We start from the raw sequence: 8546 nt of genomic DNA, 5'->3' as shown, positions 1-8546 counted from the left end.
CGGCGCGCGCGGCCTCCGCGACGGCGCGGGCGCCGAAGTTTTGCACGGCATCGAAGCGCTGGCGTCCCGACTCGTGCAGGATGCCGACCAGGTTGATGACGTGATCCGCACCTTCCACCGCGCGGTCGACCGACCAGCGATAGCGCAGATTGGCCTGCACGGTGTGCACCTGGCCCATATTGCCGAGCGGAAGCACGTGGACGGCCGTATGCGGGTTGCGGCAGGCCACGCGAACGCGGTAGCCCCGACGCGTGAGCGCCTGCACGACGTGGCGGCCCAGGAAGCCGGAGCCACCGAAGACGGTGACGAGCTTGGGTTTCTGGCTGATGGTGGCCATTCTTGCGCCTCGGTCTCCGATTATGCTCTTCTCCCGGCTTCATAATCGGCTTTCGCGCCAAAGGCAAAGGGCGGGGGACATTGGCCGCCATCCCCAGCCCGCAAGAGCGGTGAAACTTGGAAAAAGGCGTTGGAACGCCTATATCTTAGGACTAACGGCCGCTGATTCGCGGCAGACCAAGAGCCTTTTTCAAGGCGCCTCCTGTACGAAAGCGTTTGATGAGCGACACGCCCGAAATTCCCCCCGGCGAAGCGACCGAATACGGCGCCGAATCCATTAAGGTTCTCAAGGGCCTGGATGCGGTCCGCAAGCGCCCCGGCATGTATATCGGCGACACCGACGATGGCTCCGGCCTGCATCACATGGTCTACGAGGTGGTGGACAACGCCATCGACGAGGCGCTGGCCGGACACGCCACGCGGGTTACTGTCGCGCTCAACCCCGACGGCTCCTGCACGGTCACCGACAACGGCCGCGGCATCCCGACCGACGTGCATACGGAGGAAGGCGTTTCGGCGGCGGAGGTCATCATGACCCAGCTCCACGCCGGCGGAAAGTTCGACCAGAATTCCTATAAAGTCTCTGGTGGGCTGCACGGCGTTGGCGTTTCGGTGGTCAACGCGCTGTCGAGTTGGCTGAAGTTGAAGGTCCGCCGCAAGGGCCAGATCCACGAGATGAGCTTCACCCACGGCGTACCGGATGGACCGTTGGCCGTCACCGGCGATGCGGGTCAGGAGACCGGCACCGAGGTGTCCTTCCTGCCCTCGACCGAAACCTTCACCATGACCGAGTTCAACTACGGTACGCTGGAGCACCGGCTGCGCGAGCTCGCCTTCCTCAATTCCGGCGTGCGAATTCTCCTGACGGACCGCCGGCATGCCGACGTGAAGGAGGAGGAATTCCTCTATGACGGCGGCATCATCGAATTCGTCAAATATCTGGACCGGGCGAAGAAGCCGCTGATCGACGAGCCCATCGCCATTCTCGGCGAGCGGGACGGGATAACGGTCGAGCTCGCCATGTGGTGGAACGAATCCTACCATGAGAACGTGCTCGCTTTCACCAACAACATCCCGCAGCGCGACGGCGGCACGCACATGGCCGGCTTCCGCGGCGCGCTGACGCGCCAGGTCACCTCCTATGCGGATGTCTCCGGCCTGATGAAGAAGGAAAAGGTCTCGCTCACGGGCGACGACTGCCGCGAGGGGCTGACTGCGGTTCTTTCCGTCAAGGTTCCGGATCCGAAATTTTCGTCCCAGACCAAGGACAAGCTGGTTTCCTCCGAGGTCCGTCCCGTGGTCGAAAGCCTCGTCAACGAGGCGCTCGGCACATGGCTGGAGGAGCATCCGGCAGAGGCCAAGGTGCTGGTCGGCAAGGTTGTGGAAGCGGCTGCAGCGCGCGAGGCCGCGCGCAAGGCGCGCGAATTGACCCGGCGCAAGGGCGCTCTCGACATCACCTCGCTGCCCGGAAAGCTCGCCGATTGCCAGGAGCGGGATCCCGCGAAGTCCGAGATCTTCATCGTCGAGGGTGATTCGGCCGGCGGCTCGGCCAAATCCGGCCGCTCGCGCAAGAACCAGGCGATCCTGCCGCTCCGGGGCAAGATCCTTAACGTGGAGCGCGCGCGCTTCGATCGCATGCTGTCCTCCGACATGATCGGTACGCTGATCACGGCGCTCGGCACCGGCATCGGCAAGGACGAGTTCAATCCCGAGAAGCTGCGCTACCACAAGATCATCATCATGACGGACGCCGACGTCGACGGCGCCCACATCCGCACGTTGCTTCTCACCTTCTTCTTCCGCCAGATGCCGGAACTGATCGAGCGCGGGCACCTCTATATCGCCCAGCCGCCGCTTTATAAGGTCACGCGCGGCAAGTCGGTGCAGTACATCAAGGATGAGGCGGCGTTCGAGGAATTCCTGATCGACACCGGCCTAGAGCAGGCTTCGCTGGAACTTTCCACCGGCGAGGTGCGCTCCGGTCACGACCTGAAGCAGGTGATCGAGGACGCGCGCGCCGTGCGCTCGCTGATCAACGGTCTCCATACGCGCTACAATCGCGCGGTGGTGGAGCAGGCGGCAATTGCCGGCGCGCTCAACGCTGCGGTGCTGGCCGATCCCGTGCGCGCGAGCGCGGCGGCTGACCACGTGGCAAACCGCCTGGACATGATCTCCGAAGAGACCGAACGCGGGTGGCAGGGTCGGTTGAACACGTCCAATGACGGCACGGGGGGATATCTCTTCGAGCGAACCGTACGCGGTGTTCGCGATATCGTCGTTCTGGATGCGGCGCTCATCGGCTCCGCCGACGCGCGCGCCATCGACCGTCACATTCCACGCCTGCAGGAGATCTTTGAAAAGCGACCGGTGCTGAAGCGCAACGACAAGTCCGAGTTCGTCTCGGGGCCGCTATCGCTGCTCGAAGCCATCTTCGCCACCGGCCGCAAGGGCTTGACCATGCAGCGCTACAAGGGGCTCGGCGAGATGAATGCCGAGCAGCTCTGGGAGACCACGCTGGACCCCGAGGCCCGTTCGCTGTTGCAGGTCAAGGTGAACGACGCCACCGATGCCGATTCCCTTTTCTCGCGCCTGATGGGTGACGAGGTGGAGCCGCGGCGCGAGTTTATCCAGGACAACGCCCTCTCGGTCGCCAACCTGGACGTCTAGACCGCACCATCGGGGAGGGAACAAGGGCTGCGCCGCCGTCGTTCGTCCGGCAACACCGGAGAACGACGGAGCTTCCAGATGGCACATGATGAAGAGCGCGTGTGGGAATTGGTCGAGAAGATCGGCATCTGCATGCTGATAAGCCGCGACGGCACCGACCTACGCGCGCGGCCGATGGCCGCCTATTTTGATCGCGATGCCCATTCGCTTTATTTTCTCACTGACGCAGAAAGCCACAAGGAAGAGGAGATCGCCCAAGATCCCCATGTGGCGCTCGCCTTCGCCGATACCAGTGACCAGAACTATCTGTCGATCTCAGGGACGGCCGAGGTTTCCAACGATCGCGAGCGTATCCGGCAGCTCTGGTCGACACCGGCCAAGGCCTGGTGGGATGATCCCGACGACCCGTCGATCCGCATCCTCAAGATCACGCCCAAGGACGCGCAATATTGGGAAGGTCCGGGAACGGTGGTGAGCTATATCAAGATGGCCGCCGCCGCGGTGTCCTCGGCGAGACCCGTCATGGGCGAGAACCGCAAGGTGAACCTGTAGGGCACGAGGCTGGGCGAGCGGCCGCTCCCCGTTGCCGTCAGGTGCGCGGGGTAGGAGCGGATATGCACGGAAAAGATGCAGTCACTCGGAATGGCCGTCGCTCGCCTTCTTTCTCTTCCATCTCTTCAGCAGCGTGAAAGCCACTGGTGCCGCCGCGACAACCAGCGTGATACGGACCATGTGATGCACGGCGACGTACGCGATTTCCGCGTTCATGGCCAACGCCACGAGACTCATCTCGGCAAGCCCGCCCGGCGCGTAAGCGAGAAGCACCTGCTCCAGGTTTTGGCCGAACCAGGTATGGAACAAGACGGCGAACAGCATGGTGATCGACAGCATTATCAGCGTCGCGCCGAGGCTGAGCAGGATGGAACGCCCGATGAGGCCGGGACGGACGCCGACGAAGCGGCAGCCGACGATGGTGCCGAGAAAGATCTGTGCCACGACGATCAGCTCGCTCGGCGGCGGCGAGTGGGTGACACCTCCCAGATGGATGAGCGCGCTCACCAGCATCGGGCCGACCAGGGTCGGGGCCGGCAGCCGCAGTTTCAGCCCGAGAAAGAAGCCGACCACGCCGGCTGCCGCCAGCACGAAGAGGTCCGTCGCTGGAATCACCGAGAAGGGTGTGCCCGCCGATGCGCGGCTGGCGGGATCATAGTCCACCGTCAGCCGGAACCATGCCGCCATCAGGAAGACCACGATGATGATCCGGCTGGTATGCGCGAGCGCGATCCGCCGGTCGTCGCCCCCCATATCCCTGCCGATGAAGGTCATTTCGTTGAGCCCGCCCGGCATGCCGGCGAAATAGGCCGTTACGGGGTCGAAACGGCCGACATAGCGGTAATAGGGAATGACGAAGAGGGCGGAGACGAAGAGATAGGCGGCGAGCATCGCGAGCGACAGCAGCCAGTCTCCGATATGATTGAGAATGGCCGGCGAGAAGCCCGACCCCAGCATCACCCCGATCACCACCACCACATAGGGGCGGACGGAGGCGGGCGGCGCGATCGGCAGGCGAAGGAGGGCGGCGACCGTATTGAAGACGATGGGACCCAGCATCCACGGCAGCGGCAGCGTCAGCCAGTTGAAGACAATCCCGCCCACGGTGCCGATGCCCAGTGCCAGCGCGATCCGCGGCAGGCTGACGGCGCGTTGCACCGCCTTGCGCCACCTGCTCGCCTCGCTTCTGTCGCTACGCTTCTGCATCCGGTCTCAGCGTTCGAGGCCGCTGACCGGCGACTCCGGCTTCACCCTGCCTGGGAGCGGCCGGGTCCGCGCCCCGTTCACTTTCCGCCGCCGGCGCGCGGCCAGCCGCAGGAAAACCTTGCGGATGTCGGTGCGCGGCGCGGAGGTCCGCGCGTCGGAAAGATGTTCGTGAAGGCTCAAGGGCGCCTTGCGATTCGTCATGCCGGTTATTTTTCGTTGTTTTCCCCCGATCGCAAGTCCCGTTTGGGCGTCCCGTTCTTCTGCCCCGTCTGATCTGCGCCGGGCAGTGGTCTCCAGCCGATTTGTGCTCGGCGCGCCGGTCCGCTCAGGCGTTGCCGATCAGCATGCCCGCGCCGAAGACGAGCGCGCCGCCCAGCACCACCTGGAAGATCGCGCGGCTCCAGGGTGTTTCCATATAGCGCTTCTGGATGTAGGCGATTGCCCACAGCTCGAAGAAGACGATGACGATGGCGATCGTCGTCGCCGTCCAGAAGTACGGGATCAGATAGGGCAGGGCGTGCCCCAGCCCACCCAGCGTGGTCATGATCCCGGTGGTCAGCCCCCGCTTGACCGGCGAGCCGCGCCCGGAGATGACACCGTCGTCCGAAGCCACCTCGGTGAAGCCCATGGAGATGCCGGCACCGATCGACGCCGCCAGCCCCACCAGGAAGGTCTGCCAGGTGTTGCCCGTGGCAAAGGCCGCGGCGAAGATGGGCGCCAGCGTGGAGACGGAGCCGTCCATCAGCCCGGCGAGGCCCGGCTGTACATAGGTGAGGATGAACTGGCGGCGCTCCGTGTGCTCCTCTTCCTGGCGCGCGTCTTCGCCCAGGTGCTTTTCCGAAAGGTGCTCGGCCACGGATTCGTGCTTCTGCTCCGCCGCCGCGAGGTCGCCGAGCAGTTTGCGTGTGGCCGCGTCGCCGGCGCGTTTCGCTGCCTCGGTGTAGAAACGCTGCGCTTCCTCCTCCATGATCGCGGCCTGCGCGCGCACGTGGTCGAGCCCAAGCGGCCGCACCAGCCAGTCAGGCCGGCGCTGGTAATAGCCGCGCACGTGCTCGCGGCGGATCAGCGGGATGCGCTCGCCAAAGCGTTTCCTGTGCAGCGCGATAAGCGATGCGCGGTGGCTGTCCTCCTCTTCCGCCATCTCCTCGAACATCGCCGCCGAATGGGGATAGTCGTCGCGCAGGCCGTCGGCATAGGCGCGGTAAATGCGCGCGTCGTCCTCCTCCGAGGAAATCGCGAGCGCCAGCACCTCCTGCTCGGAAAGAGACGAAAAGGCGCGGCGGTTGAAACCGAAAAGGCGATTGAACATGACGCGGAGGGTCCAGTTAGTTTAGAATAATTCTAAACTATGTTCGCCCACGGAAGGCGTCAAGCACAGCCTCAATCCAGCGTCTGCCTGAAACGCATCAGCGCGATCGCGGCATAGGCGAAGATGAACAGCACCAGGATGCCGGTTTCCAGCGCCACCGCCGGCAGTTCGGCGCCCTTCAGCATGATGGCGCGGATGATGCGCAAGAAGTGTGTAAGCGGAAAAATCTCGCCGAGCCACTGCGCCCATTGCGGCATACCGCGGAAAGGGAACATGAAGCCGGAAAGCAGGATGGAAGGCAGGAAAAAGAAGAAGGTGAGTTGCAGCGCCTGCATCTGGGTGCGCGCGACGGTGGAGATGGTATAACCGAGCAGCACCAGCGCCAGGACGAAGATCAGGATGGCCGAAAGCAGCAGTCCCATGCCCCCCATGAACGGCACGTCGAAGAGAAGCCGCGCCGCGCCGAGCACGACGATCACCTGCACCGCACCGACGACGAGATAGGGCAGGATCTTGCCCAGCATGATCTCGAGCGGGCTCGCCGGCATGGCGAGCAGGTTTTCCATCGTCCCGCGTTCGCGTTCGCGGGTGAGCGCGATGGAGGTCATCATGACCATGGTCATCTGCAGGATGACGCCGAGCAGCCCTGGCACGATGTTGTATTGCGAGATGCCCTCGGGGTTATAGCGGCGGTGGACCACCACCTCGAGCCCGCCCGCCTGGCCTTCCCCGGGCGTCATACCGCGCTCGCGCAGGAGCGCCTGGCTTGCCACCGTGTCGAGTGTCGAAACGGCGCCGCTGGCCACCGAGGGATCGGTGGCGTCCGCCTCGATCAGGATCTGCGCACGCTGGCCGCGATCCACCTTGCGTGCGAAGTCGGAGGGGATGGTGACGACGAAGACGACGTCTCCCCCGGTGATCAGCGCCTCCGCTCGCGCCGCGCTATCCACGATGTGATCGAAGCGGTAATAGCCGGTCAGTTCCAGCGCCGAGACCATGGCGCGGGTGTAGTGATCTTGGCTCGTCGTCACCAGTGCGGCCGGCAAGGCCTTCGGGTCGTTGTTGATGGCATAGCCGAACAGCACGAGCTGCATCAGCGGCACGCCGAGCATCATGCCGAAGGTGATGCGGTCGCGCCGCATCTGGATGAACTCCTTGAGAAGCATCGCGCCGAGCCGGCCGATCGAAAAGAACCTGCTCATCTCATATTGTCCGTCGCGTTGGCCATGAACTGGATGAAGACGTCCTCCAGGCTGGTCTCACCGCGGGCGACGGAGACGCCCGGCCGGCGGGAGACCTCCTCCAGGGCGGCGCGCAGGGCCCGTTCGTCCGAGCCCACCACGTGCAGCGTCGCCCCGAAGGGCGCCACCTGCTCGACGCCCGGCAGGCCGGCAATTTCCCGGGCCATGCGCTCGAGCCCCGGCCCCTCGACGATGAAGGTCGTCAGCCCCGCGTCGCGCACCACATCCGCCACCGTGCCGCTTGCCAGCATCCTGCCGTAGGAGATGTAGGAGATGCGGTGGCAGCGCTCCGCCTCGTCCATATAGTGGGTGGAGACGAGCACGGTCAGTCCGTCGGCGGCGAGCCGGTGTATCTCGTCCCAGAAGTCACGCCGTGCCTTGGGATCGACGCCTGCCGTGGGCTCGTCGAGAAGCAGAAGCTTCGGCTTGTGCATGATGCAGGCCGCCAGCGCGAGCCGCTGCTTCCAGCCCCCCGAAAGCGTGCCGGCGAGTTGGTGACGGCGCGTCGTCAGGCCGAGCTCCTCCAGTGTCCTGTCCACGTGTGTCGTGATGGGTTTCAGACGGTAGAGCCGCGCCACGAAGGCGAGGTTCTCGGCAATCGTCAGATCTTCGTAGAAGGAGAAACGCTGCGTCATGTAGCCGACCTCGCGCTTGATCTGCAGCTGCTCGGTCCTGAGATCATGGCCCAGCACCTGGCCGCTGCCCTCGTCCGCCGTCAGAAGGCCGCACATGAGGCGGATCGTCGTCGTCTTGCCCGAGCCGTTGGGGCCCAGAAAGCCGACGATCTCGCCGGGATCCACGGTCATCGACACATGGTCGACGACCGTCTTGTCGCCGAAGCGCTTGACGAGACCTTGGACGTCGATGGCATGCATTGTCCGGTTTCCTCGGTGTGACGACGGCGCAGGCGGCGGCCGGTCACGTTTCCTCGTTGAGCAAAATCACATCCACGATCTGGCCCGGCTGTAGCCGGTCGGCCGCTTCGCCCTCCGGCCTGGCTTCGATCAGGAACACGAGCTTCTGCCGCGTCTCCAGGGAATAGATCACCGGCGGCGTGAACTCGGGGTCCGGGGAGACGTAGGAGACGCGGGCGCGCAGCCCCGCCGGGCAGCCGTCGCAGCGCACCGCGAGCAGCGAGCCAACCTCGACGGCGGAGAAGGCGGGTTCCGGCAGATAGAGCTTCAGCTTCACCGCCCCGTCCGGCAACATGGAGATGACCGGGGCCGACGGCCCGG

Annotated in this window: 8 protein-coding genes and 1 pseudogene; 2 read left to right on the top strand and 7 right to left on the bottom strand. The window is 64.7% G+C overall.

What is annotated here, in order from left to right; translation table 11 throughout:
- A partial coding sequence (locus ACFP9U_RS21880) for an NmrA family NAD(P)-binding protein (RefSeq protein ID WP_378624719.1) occupies positions 1-337 on the bottom strand: 337 nt, incomplete at its 3' end.
- Positions 338-555: 218 nt separating this feature from the next.
- Here ACFP9U_RS21880 and gyrB point away from each other — a divergent pair.
- Together gyrB and ACFP9U_RS21870 are read left to right on the top strand one after the other, a co-directional pair.
- The gene (gene gyrB, locus ACFP9U_RS21875) at positions 556-3003 is read left to right on the top strand and encodes a DNA topoisomerase (ATP-hydrolyzing) subunit B (RefSeq protein WP_378624718.1); all 2448 of its coding nucleotides are present in this window, start codon (positions 556-558) and stop codon (positions 3001-3003) included.
- 78 nt (positions 3004-3081) lie between these two features.
- Positions 3082-3555 (top strand): pyridoxamine 5'-phosphate oxidase family protein, encoded by a 474-nt coding sequence (locus ACFP9U_RS21870; protein ID WP_378624717.1) that lies wholly within the window; start codon positions 3082-3084, stop codon positions 3553-3555.
- An 81-nt stretch (positions 3556-3636) separates the two neighbouring features.
- Here the strand turns inward: ACFP9U_RS21870 and ACFP9U_RS21865 are convergent, their stop codons facing one another.
- The 6 genes and pseudogenes from ACFP9U_RS21865 to ACFP9U_RS21840 form a co-directional block, all read right to left on the bottom strand.
- Complete coding sequence (locus ACFP9U_RS21865) at positions 3637-4761, bottom strand: AbrB family transcriptional regulator (RefSeq protein WP_378624716.1); 1125 nt, start codon at positions 4759-4761, stop codon at positions 3637-3639.
- 6 nt (positions 4762-4767) lie between these two features.
- Complete coding sequence (locus ACFP9U_RS21860) at positions 4768-4962, bottom strand: hypothetical protein (protein WP_378624714.1); 195 nt, start codon at positions 4960-4962, stop codon at positions 4768-4770.
- A 124-nt stretch (positions 4963-5086) separates the two neighbouring features.
- Complete coding sequence (gene mbfA / locus ACFP9U_RS21855) at positions 5087-6070, bottom strand: iron exporter MbfA (RefSeq protein ID WP_378624712.1); 984 nt, start codon at positions 6068-6070, stop codon at positions 5087-5089.
- 71 nt (positions 6071-6141) lie between these two features.
- Positions 6142-7272 (bottom strand): ABC transporter permease, encoded by a 1131-nt coding sequence (locus tag ACFP9U_RS21850; RefSeq protein WP_378624711.1) that lies wholly within the window; start codon positions 7270-7272, stop codon positions 6142-6144.
- Positions 7269-8186, bottom strand: coding sequence for an ABC transporter ATP-binding protein (locus ACFP9U_RS21845; protein WP_378624710.1), 918 nt, complete (start codon positions 8184-8186; stop codon positions 7269-7271). Before ACFP9U_RS21845 ends, ACFP9U_RS21850 begins: the two co-directional genes overlap by 4 nt.
- 43 nt (positions 8187-8229) lie before the next feature.
- Positions 8230-8546 (bottom strand): annotated as a pseudogene (locus ACFP9U_RS21840) (HlyD family secretion protein); the annotation flags it as partial.

It is taken from the genome of Nitratireductor sp. GCM10026969 (assembly GCF_042660605.1).
In the GTDB taxonomy this organism is placed as follows: Bacteria; Pseudomonadota; Alphaproteobacteria; order Rhizobiales; family Rhizobiaceae; genus Chelativorans.
Note: the sequence above shows the minus strand (reverse complement) of the source record. Positions and strands in the feature narration are given on the sequence as shown.